The sequence below is a fragment of the Bacillus amyloliquefaciens DSM 7 = ATCC 23350 genome (genome assembly GCF_000196735.1).
Taxonomy (GTDB): domain Bacteria; phylum Bacillota; class Bacilli; order Bacillales; family Bacillaceae; genus Bacillus; species Bacillus amyloliquefaciens.
In genome coordinates, this window is record NC_014551.1 from 2,022,331 (window position 1) to 2,047,548 (window position 25,218).

General features: G+C 48.1%; 12 protein-coding genes, 1 tRNA gene and 1 pseudogene. 2 read left to right on the forward strand and 12 right to left on the reverse strand.

Going from position 1 to position 25,218, the window contains the following annotated elements; all coding sequences use genetic code 11:
• Window positions 1-21 precede the first annotated feature (21 nt).
• The 9 genes and pseudogenes from BAMF_RS30320 to BAMF_RS30360 all read right to left on the reverse strand — a co-directional run bounded on the left by BAMF_RS30320 (window position 22) and on the right by BAMF_RS30360 (window position 21,052).
• Window positions 22-1,662 (reverse strand): annotated as a pseudogene (locus BAMF_RS30320) (AMP-binding protein).
• Window positions 1,663-1,706: 44 nt separating this feature from the next.
• Window positions 1,707-2,849 (reverse strand): acyl-CoA dehydrogenase, encoded by a 1,143-nt coding sequence (locus BAMF_RS30325; RefSeq protein WP_013352472.1) that lies wholly within the window; start codon window positions 2,847-2,849, stop codon window positions 1,707-1,709.
• A gap of 135 nt (window positions 2,850-2,984) precedes the next feature.
• Window positions 2,985-4,529: a glycoside hydrolase family 10 protein gene (locus tag BAMF_RS30330; RefSeq protein ID WP_013352473.1), complete on the reverse strand. Its 1,545-nt coding sequence runs from the start codon at window positions 4,527-4,529 to the stop codon at window positions 2,985-2,987.
• Window positions 4,530-4,650: 121 nt separating this feature from the next.
• Window positions 4,651-5,031, reverse strand: coding sequence for a DUF1360 domain-containing protein (locus tag BAMF_RS30335; RefSeq protein ID WP_013352474.1), 381 nt, complete (start codon window positions 5,029-5,031; stop codon window positions 4,651-4,653).
• Window positions 5,032-5,103: 72 nt separating this feature from the next.
• A complete protein-coding gene (locus tag BAMF_RS30340; RefSeq protein WP_013352475.1) occupies window positions 5,104-8,910 on the reverse strand; it encodes a non-ribosomal peptide synthetase in 3,807 nt (1,268 codons plus the stop codon).
• Between the two features lie 19 nt (window positions 8,911-8,929).
• Complete coding sequence (locus BAMF_RS30345; protein WP_013352476.1) at window positions 8,930-16,606, reverse strand: non-ribosomal peptide synthetase; 7,677 nt, start codon at window positions 16,604-16,606, stop codon at window positions 8,930-8,932.
• Between the two features lie 488 nt (window positions 16,607-17,094).
• The gene (dacB, locus tag BAMF_RS30350; protein WP_013352477.1) at window positions 17,095-18,570 is read right to left on the reverse strand and encodes a D-alanyl-D-alanine carboxypeptidase/D-alanyl-D-alanine endopeptidase; all 1,476 of its coding nucleotides are present in this window, start codon (window positions 18,568-18,570) and stop codon (window positions 17,095-17,097) included.
• Window positions 18,571-18,588: 18 nt separating this feature from the next.
• Window positions 18,589-19,557, reverse strand: coding sequence for an aldose 1-epimerase (locus BAMF_RS30355; protein WP_013352478.1), 969 nt, complete (start codon window positions 19,555-19,557; stop codon window positions 18,589-18,591).
• Between the two features lie 106 nt (window positions 19,558-19,663).
• On the reverse strand, window positions 19,664-21,052 hold the full coding sequence (locus tag BAMF_RS30360) for an MATE family efflux transporter (RefSeq protein WP_013352479.1): 1,389 nt from the start codon (window positions 21,050-21,052) through the stop codon (window positions 19,664-19,666).
• A gap of 228 nt (window positions 21,053-21,280) precedes the next feature.
• On the opposite strand from BAMF_RS30360, the gene BAMF_RS30365 reads away from it, so the two are divergent.
• Window positions 21,281-21,823, forward strand: coding sequence for an IseA DL-endopeptidase inhibitor family protein (locus BAMF_RS30365; RefSeq protein ID WP_013352480.1), 543 nt, complete (start codon window positions 21,281-21,283; stop codon window positions 21,821-21,823).
• 132 nt (window positions 21,824-21,955) lie between these two features.
• Here BAMF_RS30365 and BAMF_RS30370 read toward each other — a convergent pair.
• The 3 genes from BAMF_RS30370 to BAMF_RS30380 all read right to left on the reverse strand — a co-directional run bounded on the left by BAMF_RS30370 (window position 21,956) and on the right by BAMF_RS30380 (window position 23,162).
• A tRNA-Arg gene (locus BAMF_RS30370) sits at window positions 21,956-22,028 on the reverse strand.
• Between the two features lie 42 nt (window positions 22,029-22,070).
• Window positions 22,071-22,616 carry a site-specific integrase gene (locus BAMF_RS30375; RefSeq protein WP_013352481.1) on the reverse strand — a complete coding sequence of 182 codons (546 nt, stop codon included), beginning with the start codon at window positions 22,614-22,616 and terminating at the stop codon, window positions 22,071-22,073.
• A gap of 315 nt (window positions 22,617-22,931) precedes the next feature.
• Window positions 22,932-23,162: an excisionase family DNA-binding protein gene (locus BAMF_RS30380; RefSeq protein ID WP_013352482.1), complete on the reverse strand. Its 231-nt coding sequence runs from the start codon at window positions 23,160-23,162 to the stop codon at window positions 22,932-22,934.
• A gap of 243 nt (window positions 23,163-23,405) precedes the next feature.
• Here BAMF_RS30380 and ggt point away from each other — a divergent pair, with 243 nt between their 5' ends.
• Window positions 23,406-25,178, forward strand: a complete 1,773-nt coding sequence (gene ggt, locus BAMF_RS30385) for a gamma-glutamyltransferase (RefSeq protein ID WP_013352483.1) — start codon at window positions 23,406-23,408, stop codon at window positions 25,176-25,178.
• The last annotated feature ends 40 nt before the right edge of the window (window positions 25,179-25,218 follow it).

Sequence of the window (25,218 nt, forward strand, 5' to 3'; positions counted from 1 at the left end):
TTGTGAAGCACTCCTTTTTCATTAAATTAACTTGAGCTCTTCAATCGTTTTTTCCCGCAGTTTGAATTTCTGGATTTTTCCTGAGGCTGTCATGGGATATTCATCTGTGAACAACACATACCGGGGGACTTTATAGCGGGCTATATTTTCTTTGCAAAAGGTTCTGATGTCTTCTGCAGAAGCGGTTTGTCCGTCTTTGAGCCTGATCCACGCCGCGGCCTCTTCGCCGTATTTCGGATCAGGGACACCGACGACCTGAACGTCTGCTACCGCTGGATGCCGATATAACATTTCTTCAATCTCCCGGGGATAGATATTTTCGCCGCCCCTGATCAGCATGTCTTTCAGACGGCCTGTGATTTTGCAGTACCCGTCCTCGTCCATGACCGCCAAATCACCGGTATGCAGCCAGCCGTCTTTATCTATCGCTTCTTCGGTTGCTTCTTGATTTTTATAATAGCCTTTCATGACATGGTATCCGCGGGTGCAGAGCTCTCCCTGTTCGCCCCGTGCAGCCTCCTCGGATGTTCCGGGCCGAACAATTCCGACTTCGATATGGGGAAGCGCGCGCCCCGCTGTTTCCACTCTTCTTTCAAACGGATCATCCGTTCTAGTCTGCGTAATGACAGGTGATGCTTCAGTCTGTCCGTAGGCAATGGTAATGTCGGTCATCCCCATTTTGCCGATTACTTCTCTCATGACTTCCGCCGGGCATGGCGAGCCTGCCATAATGCCGGTTCGGACGTGAGAAAGGTCATAATCAGAAAAACCGCTGTCATGAAGCAGGGCGATAAACATCGTCGGCACACCGTGCAGAGCCGTGCAGGCTTCTTGTTCCACCGTTTTCAGAACGGATGGCGGAGAAAACTGCTCGATCGGAATCATCGCCGCCCCCGCGGATACACATGCCAGCACGCCGAGCACACACCCGAAGCAGTGGAAAAATGGCACGGGGATGCATAAACGGTCACTTGAGGTAAGCTTCATACATTCTGCGATGTTGGCCGCGTTATTTACGATATTAAAATGTGAGAGCATGACGCCTTTCGGAAATCCCGTCGTACCTGACGTATATTGCATATGAATGCAATCATCCTTTTTCAGGCTGTCCATCCTTCTGTCAAGCTCTGCATCCGTTACGGTTTCTGCATCCTTCAGCAGAGCATCCCAATGATGCATTCCGGGCGGGCTTTGATCACCGATATATAACACTGTCTGTAAAAAAGGATAACGTTTCGAACGCAGTCTGCCGCGCTCACAAGTTTTCAGCTCCGGAATCAGTTTATTCACCAACTCGACATAAGATGTCTGCCGGTAGGAGTCCATGATTATCAGGGCCGAGACGTCTGAATGGGTCAGCAGGTAATCCAACTCTGCGATTTGAAAATTCGTATTGATGGTGATCAGAACGGCGCCGATTTTCGCCGTTGCAAATTACGCCGCGAGCCATTCCGGTATGTTGGATGCCCATATGGCCACATGATCTCCTTTTTCAATTCCCAGCTTCATCAGCCCTTTTGCGGTCTGCCGGCATAACCGGTCAAACTCGGCATACGTATAACGGAGGCCGCGCTCAGGGTAAACAACCGCTTCATGGTCCGGGAAAAGCTCCACGGTCCGCTCAAGCAGCTTTCCCGCTGTTAAATGGATAAGTTCAGCCATATGACCTGCCTCCTTCCATCATTGCTTTGGTAAACGTTTTCATTTCACTTCAACAGCTGTCTCGCGATGACCATTCTTTGAATTTCTGACGTTCCCTCGCCAATCTCCATCAGCTTTGCGTCACGAAGCATGCGTTCGACCCCGTATTCCTTCATGTATCCGGAACCGCCGTGAATTTGAATGGCCTGAAGGCACGTTCTGACGGCCATTTCTGAAGCATAGAGCTTGGCGAATGCCGCTTCTTTCGTAAATGGCAGGTTTTGATCCTTCAGCCATGCCGCTTTAAGCACCATTTGTCTGGCAAGGTCAATTTCCATCGCCATGTCAGCGAGTTTAAATTGAATGGCTTGAAATGATGAGATCGGGCTGCCGAACTGCTTGCGTTCTTTCGCATATGACAGAGACGCCTCCAATGCCCCTTGAGCGATACCGACAGCAAGCGCCGCAATTGAAATCCGTCCGCCGTCTAACGTATATAAAAATTGTTTAAACCCCTTCTCAGGATCGCCAAGCAGGTTGTCGGCAGGCACCCTGACATCTTCCAGCACAAGTTCGGCCGTATCCGATCCTCTCACACCCATCTTGTCGTACGGGTTTGTGATCGTAAATCCCGGTGTGTCTGTCGGAACAATGAGGGCTGAGATGATCGGTTTTCCGGCGGAGTTCTTTCCCGTCACGGCGGTGACAATGACCGTGCGGGCGTAATTGGCGTTTGTGATCCAGCATTTCTCACCGTTTATTACATAGTCATCGCCTTTTTTCTCGGCTTTTGTCTGTGTTCCGCCAGCGTCTGAACCGGCATTTGGCTCTGTCAGCCCGAATGATCCGAGCGCTTTTCCGGAAGCAAGCGGAGTAAGGTGTTCTTGTTTTTGCTGTTCAGTACCGAAATAGTATAATGGGCTTGCGCCGAGTGACACGGCCGCCGCGTAGCTTAGCCCCGTGCTTCCGCAGGCTTTTCCGATTTCTTCAACCGCTATTGCATATGAAATGGTGTCACCGCCCGCCCCGCCGTATTCTTCCGGAAACGGAATTCCGAGCAGACCGAGTTCGCCTATTTTTTTAAATGTGTCTGCCGGGAAGACGGCTGATTGATCAACCTCATGGGCTTTCGGGGCAATTTCATTTTTGGCAAAATCTCTGACCATTTCGCGCACCAGCTGCTGTTCTTTTGTCAGTTGAAAATTCATTAATCTTCCTCCTTCTGCTGCTTTCTACATTTTATTAATGGGGGTCTTTATTCATTCCATTCAAATAAAGTCTGAACATTCCGACTCATCTGCAAAAAAACTGACAGCTCAGGAGCTGTCAGTTTTGTAAAAATGTTATTTAACCGTCCGTTTTGCGGAGGGACGGCTCTCATGGTGGAGCCTGTCAACGGAAGTAACGATATAGGTGCAGGCGCCTTTCGCCCGGATATCAGTATCAGTATCTGAAAATGTTTGCGTCCGTGACGCTGTTTTTCTGACTGTATCCACTAAATAAGGCTGCTTTCCCTTTTCTGCGCGGTAAATGGCGTAATAAGCCGTTTTCTTACCGTTGGATTTCGCATCTTCGATATAGAGTGTATTGCCTGAAGCATTTTTTTCCGCTCGTTTGACAGCCGGCTTTTTTAAAGCGGAATGTCCAAGCCATGGCATCTCGGGAATTAATGCTGGACGGCTGTACATGTCTTTGAGCAAACGGCTTTTCACATTGAGCGGATTACGGTTCAGATCCTTTAAACTGAAATGCATGCTGCCTTTAACCCATGCCGATCCCCTGTTAAGAGCAATCTGTCTTCCGTATTCCTCCGGGTCGGCCCAGGCAGGATCAGCGTTGTTATTGATTTTATAAGCCGCCTGCCCGATATATAAATGCACCGGGCGATTGTTCACTTCTTTCCCCCACCAATCCGTCAAGACGTCATATGCTGCTGCTTTAAACCCGATGCTCCAGTAAATCTGCGGTGCGATGTAATCAATATATCCTTTTTGGATCCATTCTCTTGTGTCAGCGTATAAGTCATCGTAGTTCCGCACCCCGGCGGCCGTTTTGGAGCCTGTCGGGTCATCTGCGGCGTTTCTCCATACGCCGAACGGGCTGATTCCGAATTTGACATAAGGTTTTTCTCGTTTAATGGTCTGATTGATCTCTTTTACAAGACGGTTGACGTTATCCCTGCGCCAGTCATCAATTGATGCAAAGTGAGCTTTTCCGTACCGTTCGTATTCCGCCTGATCGGGGAATTCCTGTCCGGCAATTTTATAAGGATAAAAATAATCATCCATATGAACCGCATCAATGTCATAACGGCTGACCACCTCTTTGATCCCATCCGTTATAAATTGCCTTACTTCCGGAATGCCCGGATTATAATACAGCTGGTTTCCATATGCAGCGACCCAGTCCGGATGGGAACGGGCGGGATGATCACTTGAAAGCGCATTCAAATTTGTGTGATTCATCGTGATCCGGTAAGGATTGAACCAAGCATGGAATTCAAGATTCCGTTTGTGTGTCTCTTCAACTAAAAAAGCAAGCGGATCGTACCCCGGATTTTTACCTTGAGTTCCTGTCAAATACTCTGACCAAGGTCCGTAATCTGATGGATAAAAAGCATCAGCCGTCGGCTTAATTTGGACGATAACGGCGTTCATCCCCATTGCCTGAACGTCATCCAGCAGCTTGCTGTATTCTTTTTTTTGCTCATCAGGTGACAGCCCTTTTTTAGAGGGCCAGTCGATATTGGTGACAGACGCGATCCATACGGCTCTCATTTCTCTCTCCGGCTGAGTGCCGCTTGCTTTTGCTGATGCTGACATTGTAAAGATGCCGGCTGTCAGTAAAACGGCCAAAAACCATATCATGCTGGAACGGCAGCCTTTCATGTTTTTCCCCCTCTCTGCTTTACGGTATTCCGAAGCATTCCGGGCGGTGAATCAGAAAGTCTTCTTTGCTCCTCTAAGACTAAAAGAGAAAGAAAAAAGTCCTAAAGCGAAACAAATCGCTTCAGGACTTTTTATGTTTTATGGCGGCCAGCACGTCAATGACCTTCGTTCCGACGCCGACGCAAGTCTCAAGAATGGCCTGCGCTCCGGCAATGGACAAAATGAAAATAACCGGATGAGCAAAGCGGGGCCAGACCAAATAGCAGATGCCGATTAATATGGCGCACCAGACACCCGCACACCAATAACATTGCAGCATATAACCGAATGTGGAGGACGGGACTTTTTTTTGCACGGTGCGCCCGTTTTGATCGACGGTTTTTTCTTGCTTTAAAAAGGGTTTTCTTATGAATTCCGTAATCTTATCAAATACAATTAAATGGGTCAGCCGGTAGCTGGCAAGGATGATCATTACATACGTAAGCCAAGATAGGTTCGTCATGACAAGCCTCCAAAAAACTGGGTTTGATTCCCCTATCTTGCCCTCTGTCTTCTTGAACCATTCTGCCGGATGTTACAGATTCCGTTCCAAGCGTCTGCCGCTGTTTGCAACGATCTCCAGTATGACCTCAGCATTTTGGTGTGCAAAGGCCGGTTCAAACATATCTTTATGGGCGCCCTCGCCTTGATATTCCTGATAGAGACCCGTTGTGGCGCCTTCCCATTTCTTCGGCTCGGGCTTATCGCTGTGCTCTTCCTTTATGCCGGCCTCAATAAAGTGGAGGTTTGCCGCGATTTGGCCGTCATTTATCAGTTCCGCCCAGTACGTTTGATAGCCCTCTGTCTTTTTGATGACCGCTTCTCTGACCGCTTCCGGGACATTTTCGGCTGTTGCGTTCATTGGCTGCGGCGGAAGTGCGTCAAGCTTTCTGTACGCGTCTGCGATAATGACATCGCTGACTTTTAAGCCCCGTTTTTCCATCGCTTTTGCCGCCTCAAATGCCGTATTGCCGCCTGCCGAATATCCGAAGAGGATATAAGGGCCTTCCGGCTGGATTTCCAGCATTTTATCAATGTATTGTTCCATTCTGCTGTCTTCTTCAATAAAGTTAAAGCCGTACACAGCAGCCCGTCCATTTAATGCCGCCGCAAGATCTTTGAAGAAAATCCCGAAACCTGAGATAGGCGGAAAACAGAAAAGATTGCGTCCTTTCGGCTGATTCAGTCTGCTGATATGCTGTTCGGCAGCTTCTGATAGTTTGCTGGAATACAGTTTTTCAGCCAATTGCTCAATTGTCGGATATTCAAATATCATTTCAATCGGCACATCCATCTGCTGCCTCGTCTTCAGCTGATGAATGACTTGCAATGCTTTTAAAGAGTGGCCGCCCAGCTCAAAGAAGTCATCCTGTATGCCCAGCTCCCCGCAGCCGAGGATCGGCGTCCAAATGTCGATCAGCTCACGCTCGACCCAGTTTCGGGGCGGAACGGCTTTTGATGAGGCTTTTTTTCGTTCTGGCGTAGGCAGTCTGCGGCGGTCCACTTTGCCGTTTGCGGTTAGCGGCATACGGTCAAGCTTAGTCACATACTGCGGAATCATATAGTCGGGAAGCGACCTTGCCAATAGGGATCGAATGGTCCTTTCTTCAATATGTGCGCCCGTATAATACGCGCATAGAATGGCTTCTTGTCCTTCTTGTGACACGGTGACAGCCGCTTCCCTGATCCCGTCAATTTCAGTCAGCCGCGCTTCAATTTCGGCCGGCTCGATCCGCTTCCCGCGAATCTTGAATTGGCGGTCGATACGGCTGATGTACCCGATGCTTCCATCAGGCAGCCAGTGCGCCAAGTCGCCTGTTCTGTAGATTTTTTCTTCAGGGTGAATCGGGTGGCTGACAAATGCTTCACTTGTTAATTCAGGCCTGTTTAAGTAGCCTTTGGCAACCCCGTCACCGCCGACGCAAAGCTCACCCGGCACGCCGATCGGCGCAAGCCCGCCATTTTTATCGATAATGAATGCGGTTGAATTGCTGATCGGTTTTCCGATTGGGATCGGCTGAGAAAAATCATGCGTGATTTCGTAAAAGGTGGAAAACGTCGTATTTTCCGTCGGTCCGTATATGTTATAAAGGCTGAGATTCGGGCAGCGGTGTCTGACCTTATTGATGAGTGCCGGCGACAAAGCTTCTCCGCCGACATATAAGGTGTGCAATCCGGAAAACATCTCCGGGTCTGCCTGGGCGAACTGGTTAAAAAGCGCCGTAGTCAAAAACAGAATCGTAATACGGTTGGCAGAAAGATAGCTGCCGAACCTCTCAGGGGCAAGCATTGTCGAGCGGTCAACCACATGAAGGCATGCCCCGTTTAAAAGCGCTCCGAATATTTCAAACGTCACTGCGTCAAAACCGATGGACCCTGTCAGAATGAGACGATCCGTCGTGCCGGCCGACGAGTAATTGCTGTTTGACACGAGTGATACGACGTTTCGGTTGGAAATCATCACGCCCTTTGGTTTTCCTGTTGAACCGGATGTATACATAATATAGGCAAGGTCATCAGGTGCTGTAACGGTATTCAGCTTTCTCATGTCAGCGGTTTGTTTCTCAGCTGCAACCGGGATTGAAATGATACTGGAAAAGTCAATGTCAGTCTCAATCCCTTTTTGTACCGTTAACAGCTGTGCCCCGCTCTCACTGAGCATATCGGCGATTCTGTCGGAAGGCAGATCTGCATCAAGCGGAAGGTACGTCCCTCCCGCTTTTAATACAGCGAGAACAGCGATGATAAATTCCGGTGAGCGTTCGGCCAGAATCCCGGCGATTCCCTTTTGCGTCAAACCGTTTTCCAGCAGGATGCCGGCGAATTCAGTTGACCGTTCATCAAGCTCCCGGTACGTCAACGTCAGCCCGCCGGCGTGCAGCGCCTGATGATCCGGAGTTTTTTCCGCCTGCCGGCTGAACAGGCTGATGATGCTTTCATCTCTTTCATAAGTTGTTTTCGTATCATTAAATTCGCCGATTATTCTTGATTTTTCCTTTTGTCCGAGCATCGGAAGCCGGTCAGCCGGAACATCGGGATTGAAGGCGGCGCCGCGCAGGGCTTCTTCTAAATGTCCTTTTACGCTCTCTATCCATACTTCATCATAAACATTCGCATTGTAGCTGAATTTGATGAGCAGCTCATCGCCGGGCGCTATGATCAGGTTAAAATCGTAGCCTGATTGTTCCGACACGTTGACATTCCCGATTCGAAACGGTGCATCCGATTCCTTTTCCGCGTCTTTCATCTGCTGCTGAATCGGATAATTTTCAAACACGATGATATGGTCGATTAAATCCTGTTTCAGCTCAGTCTGAGATTGGATGTCAGCAAGCGGATGGTAGCTGAACGCCTCTGAATCAAGCATTTCTTTCTGGCAGCGGCCCAGCAGTTCTCTAAAGCTTTCATCACCGGTTTTGATGCGTACCGGCACGGTATTGATAAACAGCCCGATCATGTTTTCCACTCCGGCAATAACGGAAGGCCGCCCTGATACGACGGCTCCGAAAACGGCATCGTCCGTCCGATTGTAGCGCTGCAGCATCAGGCCCCATACGGTCTGCATAAGCACCGCGAGTGTAGCACCCTCTTCTTTGGCAATGGTTTTCAGCTTGGCTGTCAGGTTTTCGTCTAAAGAAAACAGCAGCTCCTTCTTCCGGTAGCCTTTTTCCTCCGGGGGACGGGCCGATATTTTCGGGAGTCCTGAGGGTGTCTCACAGTCCGATAAATATCCTTTCCAATAATCAGAAGCTGCGTCTTTGTCCTGATCAGTCAGCCATGTAATATACGTGCTGTAAGGCTTTGCGGGCGCCAGTGTGACGGGCGAACCTGATTCAATCGTCTTGTAAATATGCATAAATTCTTGAAGGACGATGCCGAGGCACCAGCCGTCCATGAGGATGTGATGATGGCTCCAGACACATACATATTCTTCGTCTGCCGTTTTAAACAAAGAAACACGCATCAGCATATCCTTTTGCAAATCGAAGCCTTTTAAGCGGTCACGTTCCTTAAACTGCTGTATAAAGCTGTTTTGTCCCGCTTCATCCAAATGTGTAAGATCTTCGCTGCGCAATCGGAATTCCCGCTCACGCAGCACGACTTGGCGGGGTCCGTTCAGCTGAGCGACATGAGGTAAAAAAACCGTTCTGAAAATGTCATGGCGGCTGATGACAGACTGCACGCTTTGTTCAAACAATTCCGGACGAAGCCGGCCTTTTATGGTGAAGACGGATTGCTCGATATATGCAGACCCCTCCTTTTGCAGAAAGGAATGGAAAAGCATTCCTTCCTGCATTCGGCTGAGGGGATAAATGTTTTGGATATTTTTCGTTTTGTCCATGTTTTCCTCCCGCTCGGTTTTAGTGAAAGCTGAGTAAGTCGGCAATATCCTGTAATGCTTCCTCAGTCAGCTCCCGATCATCAAAATCAGTGACCGTTTTCTCCGTATCGGTTTTGCCGAGGCAGTGTTCCGACAGTTTCAAGAGAAAATACCGGCAGCTTTCGGACAGCCGTTCGATCGTATCTTGCCGGAAGCGTCCTGTATCATAGGACATGTTAACGGTTATCCGGCCTTGTGCCGCAATCGCGCTGATCTCAAGTGACTGCTCCCGTTTCCATGTATCCGTCATATCATCTCCGCCTCCCAAAGGAGAAAACAGAAATGCGTCAGGCTGTTCGGTTTCTGCCGGATTCCCGCCGGGCGCATCGAATTGTCCGAGATAGTTAAAGCTGATCTCAGGTGCTTTCCCGAAGGTCATCCCGGCAAGCTTCGGCGGGGTCAAATATTTGAGGACGCCGTATCCGTTCCCTTTCTCCGGAATGCGCCGCAATGTGTCTTTGACAGTTTTCAATGTGCGAATTTCATATTCTTCAAGAGGTTCATAAGCCCCGCTCCGGAAAAGCACCGGGTAAATGGAAGTGAACCACCCTACCGTTCTGCTGATATCCGCACCGCCCTGCTCCGTTTGGCGTCCGTGTCCTTCAAGGGCAATTTTCAAAGCATGCCGCGGCGACCATTTTTGAACAGCCAGTACGGCGGAAGCCAAAAGTATATCTTGCGTATCCGTATTGTAGGCGCTGTGCACATCTCTCAGCAGGGCGTCTGTTTCACTTTCCGTCAATGTGAAAGATACCGTGTTTCGTTTTTTCGCAGAAGCTTGATATAGATCTGCCTGCTCGTAAGGGAGACTTTCTGTTTCATAGTGTTCAATCTCCCGCCAATACTCCGCCTGCTGAAGCAGCTGCCGGCTTTCGGCGTAATCGGCCAGCTGCTCCGTATATGTTTTGAATGACACTGTTTTCGGAGGAAGATTGATTTCCTTTCCTGAAGCCGCCTGTTCATAGACAGAAGCCAAGTCTTCCAGTAAAATCCGCCATGACATCCCGTCGACGGCGAGATGATGGACGGAAAGAAATAAGTAATCTTCCGATTCAGAGCGGAACAGCCCCGCCTGTACCAGCGGCCCGTTCTCTAAATCCATGTTTCTTTGAAGCTCTGAAACGCGGCGCTTTATAAAACGTTCTTTTTCATGCTCTTCGCCTGACACTTCTAAAATAGCCAGGTTGTAAAGCTGCTCATCTGCGAGATCAGCCGGTCTGTTGAAGAGGAAAAAGCCTTTCTCTCCATCTTTTTTGCACACAAGTCGCAAGGCATCATGATGAACGGTAATGGCTTTTAACGTTTTCCTTAAGGCCTCTTCATCTATTGGATTTTTTCTCGTCAGCATAACGGATTGGTTAAAATGGTTTGCTTCCGTCATGTCTTGTGTGAAGAACCATTTTTGAACAGGCGACCACTTCACTTCTCCTTGTGCGGGAGCTTGGCTGACCGGCTGCCGCTCTGTACGGACATAAGGCGCCAGCTCTTTAATTGTAGGCCGGCTGAAAATGTCTTTTACAGCTATCTGTTTTCCTGCCTGGTGTAATCGTGCCGATACTTGCAGGGCTTTGTTGGAATCGCCGCCAAGCTCAAAAAATGATTGATCCGCTGCAATATTTTCAGTTCCGAGCACTTCGCTCCAAATCGCTGCCAGCTCTTTTTCAATGGCGCCGGCAGGTTCCGTAAACGCCCGTCCCGTCTGTGCTTTTTTCCGCGGCTCAGGAAGCGCGCGGCGGTCAAGCTTCCCGTTTGGTGTGACAGGCAGTGACTCAAGCGTTTCAAAGAACGCCGGCACCATATAAGCGGGCATTTCATTTCTGAGCGCCTGCTGCACGGTTTCGCTGTCTGTTCCTTCTTCTGTCACGATATAAGCGCATAGTTCCGTTTGGCCTGCTGATGCGGGCTGAGCGGTGACGGCTGCTTCTTTAACGCCTTTTATGCCTGTTAAGGCGGCCTCAATTTCTTTCAGCTCCACCCGGTAGCCTCTGATTTTGACTTGCTCGTCCATTCGGCCGATATATTGCAGCGTGCCGTCCGGCAGCCATTTTGCCAGATCGCCCGTCCGGTACATGCGCTGATTCTTACGAAACGGATCTTGGACGAAGGCTTGAGCCGTTTGCTGAGGAAGATTACGGTACCCTCTTGCAAGGCCGGAACCCGAGATGCAAAGTTCCCCTGTTACACCGATCGGCTGCGGATGATCTCCGTTTAAAATATAAACTTGTGAATGATCAATCGGCCGGCCGATCGTAATGTCCTCATTTTGTTCTATATGCCTTGCCGCTGTAGTAGCGACGCTGTTTTCCGTCGGGCCGTACTCGTTGGCAAGCTCCGTATGAGGACAAACCGATAAACTGCGGCTGATAATGTTTTGATCGACAGCTTCTCCCGCTAATGTGACAAACCGGAGAGACTCGGCATCTCCCGGCTCTAGTACGTCAAGCAGTGTACGGTACAGCACAGGAACAATAATCATGTGTGTGATGCGCTGCGAAGCGAGATAGTGTTTAATGGCAAGAATATCTTTCGCTTCATCTTCAGCTAAAACGGCCACTTTCGCACCGGAAATCAGCGGTGTGAACATACTTGTTACAAATCCGTCAAAGGAAAATGAAAAGAGCTGAAGAACGGTATCTTTCTCATTCAGATCATAAAAACTGCTTCGCCATTGAAGCGTTTGGCTGACGGATCGATGTTCAACCATCACCCCTTTCGGCCTTCCTGTCGTCCCGGACGTATAAATGATGTAAGCCAAATCCCCCGGCGCTGACAGTGACTGAACCGGTGAAGCGTCCGATTCTTTTATATCTTCCAGCGCGAGTACTTCACCGTTGAAACCGTCAGGCACTTGATCTATCGCATCGTCTACGGTAAGGAGAAGCGCTGTGCCGCTGTCTGCGATGATATATTGCTTGCGATCCTCAGGATATTCAGGATCTATCGGGACGTAGGCGCCTCCTGCTTTCCAAACTCCGAAGACTGCCGCGGCTTGTTCCGGTGATCTTGGTATCACAATGCCGACGGCGGCATCTGGTCCGATCTGCCGTTTTTGCAGAGCTCTGGCGATTTTATTCGACCATTCATCTAATTCTTTATATGTGACTGACTTATCCCCGCTGATAAGAGCCGCCCTATCAGGTGTTTTTCGCGCCTGGGTGATGAACAGTTCATGAACTGTGTTTTCCGGCAGCTGTTTATCCGTCATGCCGTTAAAGTCTGAAAGAATCCGGTTTCGTTCCGGGACAGTCAGCATATTGATCTCCCGTAAAGAGGATTCCGGTTCACGGACAATGTGTTCAAGCATCGTCAAAAAGTGGGAAGCCCAGCGCTCCATCGTTTCTTTTCGGAATAGAGCCGACGCATATTCAAACAGAAAATGAATCTGTCCCCCGCCTTCAGAAGCCTGCAAAGTGAAATCAAATTTGGAAACCGGGCGGGACATGTCCGCAGGCTGAATATGCAAATCGTCCAGCAGCAGTTCCGCATGCTCCATATTCTGAACGACAAGCATCGCATCAAACAGCGGATTGCGGCTTGTGTCACGCTGCACGCCGAGCCGTTCCACAAGCTCTTCGAACGGGTAGTCCTGATGCTCGTACGCTTCAAGCGCGGCCTGGCGGACTTCCGCCAAGTAATCGGTGAACCGTTTGTCCGCTTTCGGCTCCGTTCTGATGGCGAGCGTGTTGACGAACATCCCGAGAATCGGTTCAAGGTCTTTGTGCGGGCGCCCGGCAATCGGCGAGCCGACGATAATATCTTCCTGCCCGCTCAGACGCGCGAGTAACGTATTGTACGCGGCAAGAAGCACCATATACAAAGTGGAGCCGTGATCCCGGGCGATGCGGTGAAGTCCGGATGCCGTTTCAGCGTCAAGCGCGCACGATACCGTGCCGCCCGCAAAGCTTCTGACAGCCGGACGGGGCTTGTCAGCCGGCAGTTCAAGCACCGGAAGCTCTCCTTCAAGCCGCTTCAGCCAATAGTCTTCCTGTTTCCGGTACCCTTCTTTCTGTTGAAATTCCCGCTGCCAGACGGCATAGTCTTTATATTGAAGGCGCATCGGCGCAAGCGTACGGCCGGCGTACAGCTCGCCGAATTCTTTAATCAGGGTGTTGACGGACACACCGTCTGAAATAATGTGATGCATATCCGTCAATAAAAGATGGCGTTCATCCGATTCTTTCACGAGGGCCGCACGGAAGAACGGCGCTTCATCCAGACGGAACGGCCGGACAAATGCGTCAGCTGACCCGGCATCCTCCAGCTGAAACGGCACGCTGGCATGGATGCGCTGCACCGGTTCGCCGTCAGGCCCCGTTTCAAAGGACGTTCTGAGCGAGTCATGCCGCTCAACAAGCTGCCGGAACGTCTCCTCCAGCCGCACGCGGTCAAGCGGGCCCGTCAGTTCCAGCACAGCCGGCATATTGTAGCCGACACCGCCGTCTTCAAGCTGCTGGAGCACATACATCCGTTTCTGTGCCGAAGACACCGGATAGATGGCCTGTGTTTTTGCAGGCTGAATCGCTTCATACGGGCTCTCTTCGAGGTCCTGAATGACCGAAGCGAGCTCTTCCACCGTCGGCCGGGCGAAGATGTCCTGTAACGGCACCTGAACGCCGAACTCTTTGGCGATGCGGGAGACGAGAGCCGTCGCTTTCAGCGAATGGCCGCCCCGCTCAAAAAAGTGATCCCGGATGCCGACGGGGCCGTTTTTCAGCACCTCTTCCCAAAGGGCGCAAAGCTTCATTTCCGTGACGTTCCGCGGTGCGGTGTACGCCTGTCTGTCTGCCGCTCCGTCAGGAGCCGGCAGCGCGCGGCGGTCAAGCTTTCCGCTCGGCGTGACCGGCCACTCGGTCATCTCTATGAACTGAGCCGGCATCATGTAAGCCGGAAGGCGTGCCGCAAGCTCCGCCCGCACGTCATCGCTTTTTCGGCCTTCGATATAAGCGTAAAGCGCGGTATCGCCGTGGTCGGTCCGGGCGGTGACCGCCGCTTCACGGATGCCGTCAATACGCCGGATCGCCGCTTCGATTTCTCCCGGTTCAATCCGGTAGCCGCGGACTTTCACCTGTCCGTCTGAACGGCCGAGCCATTCGACAAGCCCGTCTTCTGTCCAGCGGGCGATGTCCCCTGTCTGATACATGCGCTCCCCCGGATAAAACGGATCATCGAGAAAACGCTCCTCCGTCAGCTCAGGGCGGTTCAGATAGCCCCGCGCCACACCTGTCCCCGCGATGTACAGCTCTCCGGCCACACCCGCAGGCTGAACGGTTCCTCCGCCGTCTAACACATACAGACGGGCACCCGGAACGGGTTTTCCGATCGGAAGCCTTGTCCTGCCGCTGTCCCGTTTTCGGTCACAGACGTAAAAGGCCGCATCAACCGTCGCTTCTGTCGGCCCGTAGCCGTGAATGAGCACGGTCTCCGGCAAAAGATCGGCAAAACGGGCAGCCGTAAGCGGTGAAAGTGCTTCCCCTCCGGCAAACACGCGAGTCAGTGTTTTGCCGAGGCGGATTCTTGTTTCCTCAGGCTCCGTTTCCAGCGCGTCTAAAAAGCTGTTGACCATCGCCGGAATAAAATGCGCGGTCGTCACCTTTTCAGAGACAAAGGCTTCAATCATCAGGGCAGGATCTTTCTCCCAGCCGGACGGAAGCAGATACACAGAAGCGCCTGACATCGTCCACCAAAACAATTGCCAGATGGAAGCGTCGAAAGAAAAGGATGATTTCAGTACGATGATATCCTCTTCCGTTAACGGAAACTGCCCTTGCATGCCGGATAAAAAGGCTGCGGCCTGTCGGTGTTCAACAGCCACTCCCTTCGGTGTTCCCGTCGAACCGGACGTGTAAATGATATAAGCGAGCGAATCGGCATCCGCTTCTTCAGAGACAGCCCCTGTCTCCGTTTCACCTGTAAGAGCAGAAAGAGAAACGTCAAGCGTCTCACCGGAAAAACCGGAAACGGATAACCCGGACTGTGCAAGCAGGAGACAGGCTCCGCTGTCAGCGAGCATATAACGCAACCTTTCCTCAGGATATTCCGGATCAAGCGGCACATAAGCGCCGCCCGCTTTTAACACGGCAAGCACAGAAATCACCATCTCCGGCGAGCGTTCAGCGAGCACGCCGATGATGCTTTCTTTACAGACGCCTTTTTGACGAAGCTGGACAGCGAGTCTGTCTGTGTACTGATCAAGCTCGGCGTACGTCAGCATACCGCCCGGAAACCGGAGCGCCGGACGATCCGGCGAAAGCGCGGCGCCTCGGGTAAACAGCCCGTGAAGCGTCGGGGCCGGCGGTTCAACCGTTTCTGTTCGGTTAAACTCAGTTAACACCCGTTGTTTTTCTTCTTCATCCGCCATATCAATATGCCGAATCAGCTGATCTGGATTTCTAACGGCATTTTCGACGAGGGTCAGCAAATGAGTTTGAATGCGTTTGATTGATTTTTCAGTAAATAAAGCGGATTGATAATCAAAATTCAGCTCAATCAATCCCGTATCTGTCCGCTCCTTAATTAAAATGGAAAGCTCGTTTGCGGTATGCCCGCTGAAAAACATGGCCGTTTCAAAATCGAAGCCCTCTGCCTGACGCCATTCAAGGGGCTGGTACTGCATCGAAATACCGATGATATTTTGCAGGTCGTGATGAACCTGCCTTAATTCATTGACAAAAAGATTGTAAGGATATTTCTGGTGCCGCATAACAGACAGCTGCTCTTTTCCTACACTGCGGACAAAGGACAGGAACTCCGCATCAGGATCTGCCGTCATTCTGATCGGCAGTGTGCTGACAAACATGCCGAGCATATCCTTTTCGAGCTTGGAACCCCGGTTTCCGTAATAAGTACCGATGGCAATATCCTTTTTAGCCGTCAGACGGCTGATGCATATGTATAACGAAGCCATAAACAGAGAGATGATGCTGAGATTATTTTCTTTGCAAAAACGCCGGATTGATTGTTCTAAGGAGTGAGAAAGAGTAATTGTATCTCTGGAAGCTGCAGTGCTTTGTCTAAGGTGAGAGGTTCGTTCCGCCAATGAAAGGTGTTCCGGAACAGTTCGGTACGTTTCAGTCCAAAATGAACGATCTTTTTGAAAACGGGAGGACTGTAAATATTGCTGTTCTTTTTCCATGTAGCTGAGATAGGAAGGTCTGTGATGATCAGTTAAATCCTCGCTCCGCATAATCTTTTGGTAGATATCAATAAGCTGGTTGCCGAGCAGATTGAGCGAGATGCCGTCCATGATAATGTGGTGAAATTTTGAATAAAGCCAAACTTCTTCGTCTGACATGACAAGCAGAGTAAATTGATACAGAGGTGAATGAAACAGCTTGAACGGAACACGCGTCTGTGTGTCAATCCATGCATCCTGCTCTGATTGATCAGTATGAGTAAAATCAACGGTTTCTAAAGAAATCGGCGAATGCCCGGTCAAATACAGCTGGGGTTCTGACCCGTCGCCTTCCGTCAGTTGAAACCTGAGCGAATCATTTTGCAAGATAGAGAAATCTAAAGCACGGCGCAGTACGTCAAAATCGATGTTTCCCCTGAATTTGACGCACGCCGCAAGATTGCAGATACTTGTGCCCGGCTCGAGCAGCTCCGTAAACCACACTCTTCTTTGGGCGTGAGTTAAAGCATAAACAGTATTCTTCAATGGAATCCCTCCGCTTCAATTTAAGAGGATAAGAAAGTGAAATAATTACAATTAAAATTCGACAGCATATGACTAAATCATCCATATAAGCATTATTTTAAAACATATTTTAGAAATCACAATAAAAAATTAAATTTTTTCTAACATTTTTTAGAATATAGTATAATCTCCTTACTTTGATTCTTCATTTCTATTATCTTTATACCATGTAAAACGGTATGTATGCACAATGCAAACCAGTTCTTAAACACTATAATAAGGAATAAAATGTATAATTAATCGCGTCTTTAAAAAGATTTTGCCTCCCGGAAAGAAGTTTTTACGATAAAAATGAAAAATCGGTGAACATATAAGTAAAGAAAGCATAAAAAAAAGCCTAATTTTGCAGATATTACTTTTTGAAAAGATCGATTCATAATGGCAATATAATGTTTTGCAGATCTCGTTCTCCATCAAAAAAAGCCGGATCCTGTAAGGATCGGCTTTTCTTATTGATTTGCCAGCACGACTGCGATTTTGTCTTCAATGTCTTTTCCGTCATCTTCGTCTAGCAGCCCATTTTGAAGCACGGAAAAAATAAGAGTATCTCCTGTTTTTGTATCTGCATAGCCGGCTATCGAACTGACTGACGTTAATGACCCGGTTTTCGCTTTAATTTTGCCTTCTGCCGGAGTATCCTTCAGCCGATTCCGAAGGGTGCCTCCCGTCATTCTGTCACTCGCCCCGGCGACGGGAAGAGAACGAAGGAAAGCCGGGTACCACTTTTCTTTTTGAACCGCATACAAAAGCTCTCCGATTTGGCCGGCGGATACACCGTCAATATGAGAAACACCGGATCCGTCTCTTGCAATCAATTCATCCGGATTCAGCCCGAACGATTTCAGCTCTGATTTCATCACATCTAAGCCCTTTTCCCAGCTGCCCTCGCCTTTTTTCACTTTTCCCATTTCCTTGATCAAAATTTCGGCGTGACCGTTGTTGCTCAGTTTCATAAACGGAATCAATAATTCTGAAAGAGGCATGGATGTCCGTGATGTGACTAGCTTGGTGTGACGGGGCATGCGCCCGGTTTTGACCTTCCCTTTTATTGTGATCCCCTGTTTTTTAAGCGCTTGTTTCCATAAATCTAAAGCATAGGACGACGGATCCCACACTGCAGCCCATTCTTTTGCCTTTGCCGCACCCGCCGGTATGGTTCCCTTTACTGTAATCACATTGCCCCCATGCTCCCGTTCAATGGTCAAATCTTTCTTTTCATCAGAAGCGACGGTCTTCACTTCATTTTTCACGCGAACGACGTCCGTATTGGGGGAAATCGAAATACGCGGTTTTTTACCGGGCTGTTTTGCCGGGCTGATTTCCGCCATCACCGTTCCGGTATCATAATCCTCGTTTGGGGAAGCGGTAAGAGCTGATACTTGCGCGCCATAGTATTGGCCTTCATCGCTCCACGGAAGATCAACTGAATACCTGGTATCGTCATACCACGAATCATCCCCGATCAGTTCTCCTTTAATGACGCGGATGCCTCTTTCTTTGACCTGTTTTGCCATCTTCTCAAAATCAGAAGCCAATAGAGTCGGATCGCCTTTCCCTCTCAGATAAAGGTTTCCGTGCAGCTGTTTCCCTTTCACGGCGCCATCTGCCCGTACTTCTGTCTTAAACCTGTAATCTTCTCCGAGCACAGAAAGCGCCGCAGATGCCGTCAGCAGCTTCATCAGTGATGCGGGCCTCAGCCGCATATCTTCCCCGCTTGCGAACAGCACTTCTCCCGTTTTTGCTGATTGTACACTGACACCCGCTGCAGCGCCTTTTAAAGCAGGCTCTTCATTCAGAATTTGTTGCAGCTCTTTTTGCAAAGCATTTTTTTGTTCGGCCGCTTTGGCGGAATCATCAATATAAGGAACTGCGGCTATAATCAAAAGCAGAATCACCGCGCTCAAGCGTTTGACATATGTTTTCAATATTATCCCGCCTCTTTCCTATTCTTCGTCATGCAAAATGGTGATCCGGGATGTCGCAGCCACTTCTTCGCCCGGTTTCAGAATCTGAAGCCCTGTCAGTGATGCAGGCTGATTCAGATTAAACGCATCTGTGACGGAAGTATAAGGCTCGAGACTGACAAACCCTTGCTTACCGTCACCGTTAAATACCACCCAATGCTTGAAAGACGTGTCTGCCTCATACAAAACGGATATCTGCTCATCCGGATGATAAATAACCGCTTCATTATTGCCGCCATTCCGTCCGGAAGAAAGAAAAACATCATCAAATTGCTTATTTTTCAAAGACATCCCCTTACGGAACGCTTCTTTATCAGGAACATCCAATAAACGGCCCGTCGGCACGAAACGTTCATTTAATTCCCACATGCGGTCAGCCGTCAGAAAAAGGCGTGCCCGCTCTTCATTAAAAACGAATGAGGAGTGATAGCCGAGCCCCCACGGAAAAGCCTCCGTTCCCTTATTGATAATCAGCGCGCGTTGGGTAAAGACATTGTCTTTTAATGTATATGTCATCCGCACAATAACATCGTGCGGAAATTGTTTATGGACACGCGGAATCTTTGATAGGTCAATTTCTGTTTCGACTGTCAATTCATCCCCCTCTTCTTTCGCACCCGCCAACTTCCAATGCTGATTGTAAAGAAAGCCGTGAATATGATTATGTTTATCCTCTTCATTTATCTCAAATTGATATGTGCGGCCGTCAAAACGAAACGTCCCGTCCGTAATCCGGTTCGGCGGAAATAAAACGGGAATACCGTACAGCATCGGTGTTTCACGGAATTGTTCCGCAGTTTCCGGTTCTCTCAGAAGCCGCATACCTGTTCTTTTATCCCGAATCGATATGACATTTGAGCCCCATTCAGGCACAATGATACATTCAGCCTGGTCAGTCTCCGCTTTTACAGCTGAAACCCCTAAATAAGTCGTATGTTCAATCTTCATAAGCACCTGCCCTTTCCTTGTTTTCTAGCATGTATAGGAATTCCATTTTCTAAACTCATTTTCCTTCTATAAAAAAACATCGCCCGTATGAACTGAGCGATGTGCTTTATTGAATCAGCCGGGTAATCTGCTTTTTCTTCCATACAAATCGGTAATACCCGTATTGCAGCAGCAGGCTGACGACGAAAGCCGCCGGATAACCGACCCAGATGCCGAGAATACCGAGTGTTGTGTAATGAGAAAGAATAAAGGCGACAGGCACTTCAATTCCCCAAATTGTAAAAATGCTGATAATCGTCGGCCATAACACCGTACCGCTCGCCCGCATTGTCGCTGAAACAATCTGAGCGTGACCGAAAATCAAATAGCTCCAAAGTGTAATCATAATAAGATTGCGGGCAATATGCAGTGTACCCTGATCTGTTAAAAACAAGGCCAGTATCTGTCGGGTGAAGGTGTAGATCAGCAGAATCAATACCCCGCCAATCAAATAATTCAGGCCGATGCCGACTTTGATGACCTGTTTCAGCCGGCCGAATTGATTAGCCCCTATGGACTGGGCGGCAAAAATTGAAACGGCGATACCGAGGCTTACCGCCGGCATCTGCACATAACTCGCCACTTGGTTGACGACCCCGTAAGCCGCCGTCGCGTTTGATCCGTAATGATTAACAAAAGAGATGACCGCGATTTCAGAAAGTGATACGAGAATCATATTGATACTCGACGGAATACCGAGCCGCAGTAAAAGCGCAAGCAGCTTTCTGTCCATTTTAAGAGAGCGGAAAGCAGCCCGGTCAAATGCCAATGGATGCTTCTTTTTCCTCAAATAAACCATGAGTACGATAAATGTCACGATGTTTGAAATCACCGTTGCATACGCCGATCCGTAAATGCCGAACTTCGGAAGCCCGAAAAGTCCGAGAATCAATAACGGCAATAGCCCTATGTTAATGACTGTACTGACGATTAACGTATAAAACGGGGTCTTTGAATCTCCCGTTCCGCGTAAAAATGTCGTATAAGCAAAATATAAAAACATCAGCGGCATTGCACAAAACAAAATGCGCGCATATCGGACACTGACATCTATTACATTTTCCGGCGTTCCCATCAGCCGTAAAATATCAAGTGTAAACACACTGCCGACAACTGCCAGCACAATCCCGAGCATAAAGGTAAAAGTCAGTGTCGTGCCGACAATCGCCTTCATCCTCTCTTCGTTTTTCGCGCCGTAAGCCTGCCCGATCAGAATGGAACTTCCTGAACCGATTCCGATCGTAAAGGAAATCAGCAGAAAAAACAGCGGAAAAAAAGACGATACGGCGGCAAGCGCATCGACTCCGAGCCACCTTCCGACGAATACCATTCCGACCAATTGGCCGACAGATTGCAATACATTGCTTAAAAGCAGCGGCACTAAAAACAGTGACATCGATCGCCAGACAGATTGGCCGCGGCCTTCCGCTGTCTCCAGATTATCTTGTACTTCCATATGTAGGACTCCTTTTTTGATTTTCTTCCATTTTATTATTCAGCAGACAGCTTGTAAAAACCTTTTGTTCAATGAAACTCTTTATCTTTTTCTTGCGTCTTACATGGAAATAAATCATAAAAATAAAAAGTTCGGAAAATATTTCTGAAAAGGTATTGTAATCTTAACGTAATTATTGTAACATTTGTAACATAAGAGAAAGAGATTCGTTGAAGGAGAGATTAAATCATGAAAAAATGGCTATTATTCCTTACTACTATTACATTGATTCTATCACTGGGCACTGCGGCGACTGCCAAAAATACGCCCAATGACCTTACACAAAAACAAGCACTGCAGCTGGCTCTGTCAGCAAGAGAACATTTCTGGAACACGATGAGCGGAGGCGCGCTTAAATCAAACACAAACTGTACATCTGAACAGTTCGAATATCAAAATATGCAATATGTGTTCATGTGCAAAGAGCTCGGAACAAAAGCGAAAGCCGTAAAATACCTGACACCCGCCTTTACAAAGCAAGCGATTGATAAAGGGCTCAAAGATTACCACTTCACTGTAAAAGACGGCAAATTGGCTGTTCCGGTCGGCGACGGAGACAACCTCCTGAATTGGAAAAAAGCAAAAATGACCCTTCTTTCTAAAAAAGGAAGCGTCCAAACATACCGCTTCACTGTACCGACTCTTGACGGATCTCCGTCAGCAAAACGCGACGTTACATTTGTAAAAGAAAACAACGTTTGGAAAGTCAACCAATTTGATGCTATTATATAAAGAAAAGCCCGCTTACAGCGGGCTTTTTTCCATGGGTTCTTACCCAGAACTCACAAAAAAAGAAAAACCCCTGTATAACAAGGGTTCTTTTCTTTTTAGACTATTAATCTGCACCTTTTTATATAAAAAAAACGCTCTAGGAGAGATTCGAACTCCCGACCTGCAGTTTAGGAAACTGCTGCACTATCCGCTGTGCTACTAGAGCCTGCTTCTATTATAGTAACGCTGGCGGCTGTTTTTTTCAAGCCTACAGTCCTCCGAATACTTTATAGGCGGCTCTCGTCGTATCTTCATCTATTCCGATATAACGCATCGTAATAGACGGAGAAGAATGGTTTAATATCCGCTGGAGTTCAGCAATATCTTTCGTCCGCTGATAAAAATGGTACCCGAACGTCTTTCTCAGCGTATGCGTCCCGATTTCCTCCAATCCGCACGCAGCAGCTGCTTCTTTTAAAATTCTGTATGCCTGAATCCGGGAAATGGGCTTGTTCGTCCGTTTCGATTTAAACAAATAGTCATTCTCTTTCATGTCTTTTGTGTAAGCGTATATGTCTGCCTTTAGAGACTCCAATATCAGAATTTTTCTTTTCTTTCTCGTTTTGCTTTCGGTTGCCCAGACATGATCTTTGTTCCTGACATCTCTCACACGAAGCGGCAGAACGTCAGAAATCCTCAGTGCGCTGTTCATGCCGAAAATAAATAAAAAATAATCACGTTCACTTTTCTTCTTTAAATACTGTTTGACTTCCTGGATCTTCTCCAAACTTCGGATCGGCTGTACGATGTGCATCAAAAAACCCCTTATAAATGGTAAAGTAACATATTGAGCTTTATGTTACTATTATAGCCGAAACCCATTGAATGATAAAGGATAAAGCCCCTTATGTAACATAATATACATAGTGTTACATAAGAAGAAATAGACACGTATTTTCAGCGCGATCCTCATAAACACCATTTTTACCCCCGTGACGGGATTTTAACCAAATAGATACACATGGTATTAAAAAATAAAAATAACGCCCTTAAAACGAAATCTGAGCATCCGTTTTTTGAGAACAACCGAAAAAAAGATACAAAAAAAGACACAATATGAAATTGTGTCCTAATCCTCATCTTTTACATCAATATCTTCAGGGAGCGGTTCATTTAAAAACTCCTGAATCATTTCCTTATATTTTTCCAGCTGTTCGAGATGGGTGTGAAATTGTTCCTTGTTGATTAAATATTGCTGTCCGTCATGGACGGCCCTTATTTTATTCGTTAAAACAAGATTATGCACATATTCTTCAGGAAGATTGGTAAACTCCGCTGTCTCTTTAATGGTTAAATACATGGCTCACGTTCCTTTCATATGTCATGTGAGTGAATTCTGTTTTGTTTATTGTAGCTTATTTTTTGTCTTTATGCTTGTTTCACAGCTTTTACTGTCCGGTTTCCCATTTATCCCATTCCCGACTGATTACATTCACACAGAAACCCTGACTTTTTGCACACCGGACTATTCCGTTTGTCACTTGTGAAAACACCACATTTTACTTACTCTATAATTGTAAGCGGAAAACAAAGGAGGCAGACTATGAAAAAGAAAAAGTTTATGAATTTCTGTTTTATCGTTCTGCTCAGTGCTTTGCTCACGGCCGGCAGCATCCCTTATCACGCCCAGGCTAAGAAACACCCGTTTTCCTATGATGACTACAAACAGGTGGATGTCGGCAAAGACGGCATGGTCGCCACCGCCCATCCTCTCGCTTCACAAATCGGTGCTGACGTGCTGAAAAAAGGCGGCAATGCAATTGACGCTGCGGTTGCTATTCAATTCGCATTAAACGTAACTGAACCGATGATGTCAGGGATCGGCGGCGGCGGATTTATGATGGTTTATGATGCGAAGACAAAAGACACCACCATTATCGACAGCCGGGAACGCGCACCGGCAGGCGCAACACCGGATATGTTCCTTGACGAAAACGGCAAAGCCATTCCTTTCTCTGAACGGGTTACAAAAGGGACTGCCGTCGGTGTTCCGGGAACATTAAAAGGCCTTGAAAAAGCGCTCGACAAGTGGGGCACACGCTCCATGAAACAACTCATCACCCCTTCCATTGCACTTGCCTCAAAGGGCTTTCCGATTGATTCGGTTTTAGCTGATGCCATCTCAGATTATAAAGACAAATTATCACACACTGCTGCAAAAGACGTGTTTCTTCCGAACGGAGAACCTCTGAAAGAAGGAGACACACTCGTCCAAAAAGACTTAGCCAAAACATTCACTGCCATTAAGTATAAAGGCACAAAAGCATTCTATGACGGAGCATTCACCAAAAAGCTTGCGGAAACAGTGCAGGAATTCGGCGGCTCAATGACAGAAAAGGATATTAAAAACTTCAACGTAACGATTGACGAGCCGATCTGGGGCGATTATCAGGGCTATCATATCGCGACTGCTCCTCCTCCAAGTTCCGGCGGTGTTTTCTTGTTACAAATGCTGAACCTCCTGGATGATTTTAAGCTTTCTCAATATGATATCCGTTCTTGGCAAAAATATCAGCTTCTCGCTGAAACAATGCATTTAGCTTATGCTGACCGGGCTGCATTTGCCGGAGATCCCGAGTTCGTCAACGTTCCTCTCAAAGGTCTCTTGAATCCAGATTATATCAATGCCCGCAGACAGCTGATAGATATTAATAAAGTGAATAAAAAACCGAAAGCCGGCGATCCTTGGGCCTATCAGGAAGGTTCTGCAAACTATAAACAAGTGAAGCAGCCGACTGACAAACAAGAAGGCCAAACGACTCACTTCACGGTAGCCGATCGCTTCGGAAATGTCGTATCTTACACGACAACGATTGAACAGCTGTTCGGTTCCGGCATTATGGTTCCCGGATACGGCGTTGTTTTGAACAATGAATTAACAGACTTCGATGCGGTGCCGGGCGGCGCAAATGAAGTGCAGCCGAATAAACGTCCGCTAAGCAGCATGACCCCGACCATTTTATTTAAAAATAACGAACCTGTCCTGACTGTCGGCTCCCCTGGCGGAGCAACGATTATCTCTTCCGTTCTGCAAACGATCCTGAACAAAGTCGAATACGGCATGGATCTGAAAGCGGCGGTCGAAGAGCCGAGAATTTACACAAACAGCATGACATCCTATCGATATGAAGAAGGAGTGCCGGAAGCCCGCACAAAACTGAACGAAATGGGACATAAATTCGGCGCAAGCCCGGTTGATATCGGAAACGTGCAAAGCATACTAATCGACCGTGAGAACGGCACCTTCACCGGAGTTGCCGACTCAAGCCGAAACGGAGCCGCAATCGGTGTAAACCTGAAAAAATGTGAAAAATAACAAGACAAAAAGCCTCGTTTCTCAAGCTGAGAAATGAGGC